At 50.2% G+C, this 775-nt stretch carries 8 tRNA genes; all 8 read right to left on the bottom strand.

What is annotated here, in order from left to right:
* Positions 1–6 precede the first annotated feature (6 nt).
* The 8 genes from LQZ76_RS09980 to LQZ76_RS09945 all read right to left on the bottom strand — a co-directional run bounded on the left by LQZ76_RS09980 (position 7) and on the right by LQZ76_RS09945 (position 761).
* Positions 7–96, bottom strand: a tRNA-Ser gene (locus LQZ76_RS09980).
* 33 nt (positions 97–129) lie between these two features.
* Positions 130–203: transfer RNA gene (locus LQZ76_RS09975), tRNA-Ile, on the bottom strand.
* 16 nt (positions 204–219) lie between these two features.
* Positions 220–293: transfer RNA gene (locus LQZ76_RS09970), tRNA-Met, on the bottom strand.
* Positions 294–318: 25 nt separating this feature from the next.
* Positions 319–392, bottom strand: a tRNA-Pro gene (locus LQZ76_RS09965).
* Positions 393–424: 32 nt separating this feature from the next.
* Positions 425–498 (bottom strand) — tRNA-Arg (locus tag LQZ76_RS09960).
* Positions 499–503: 5 nt separating this feature from the next.
* Positions 504–589: transfer RNA gene (locus LQZ76_RS09955), tRNA-Leu, on the bottom strand.
* A gap of 23 nt (positions 590–612) precedes the next feature.
* Positions 613–684: transfer RNA gene (locus LQZ76_RS09950), tRNA-Gly, on the bottom strand.
* Between the two features lie 4 nt (positions 685–688).
* Positions 689–761, bottom strand: a tRNA-Thr gene (locus LQZ76_RS09945).
* Between the last annotated feature and the right edge of the window lie 14 nt (positions 762–775).

Raw genomic sequence — 775 nt, 5'->3', positions numbered from 1 at the left:
GATTTAAGGAGGATGAGAGATTCGAACTCTCGCGCCGGTTTCCCGACCTGATGGTTTTCAAGACCATTCCCTTCAGCCAGACTTGGGTAATCCTCCATAATATTCAAATATAGCTAAATCCATCGCCGATGGACCTTGTAGGACTCGAACCTACGACCAGACGGTTATGAGCCGTCGGCTCTAACCAACTGAGCTAAAGGTCCGTATATTTGAGTCTTATCGCGGCAGGGGGGATCGAACCCTCGACCTCCCGGGTATGAACCGGACGCTCTAGCCAGCTGAGCTACACCGCGAGTTAAGTAGATAACTACTAAACCATCGGGAAGACAGGATTCGAACCTGCGACCCCCTGGTCCCAAACCAGGTGCTCTACCAAGCTGAGCTACTTCCCGAAAATATAAATGTGAATAACTTTGTTATTCGATGCACCTAGCAGGAGTCGAACCTGCAACCTTCTGATTCGTAGTCAGACACTCTATCCAATTGCGCTATAGGTGCATTAATGCCGAGGACCGGGATCGAACCGGTACGGTGATCACTCACCGCAGGATTTTAAGTCCTGTGCGTCTGCCAATTCCGCCACCCCGGCATAATTCTTGTGAATTGACACAAAGCGAAAGACGGGATTCGAACCCGCGACCCCCACCATGGCAAGGTGATGTTCTACCACTGAACTACTTTCGCATGATGCCGACTAAAGGATTCGAACCTTCGACCCTCGCTTTACAAGAGCGATGCTCTGCCAGCTGAGCTAAGTCGGCAATCTAAGATATTT

It is taken from the genome of Periweissella ghanensis (assembly GCF_918814755.1).
GTDB lineage: Bacteria > Bacillota > Bacilli > Lactobacillales > Lactobacillaceae > Periweissella > Periweissella ghanensis.
Note: the sequence above shows the minus strand (reverse complement) of the source record. Positions and strands in the feature narration are given on the sequence as shown.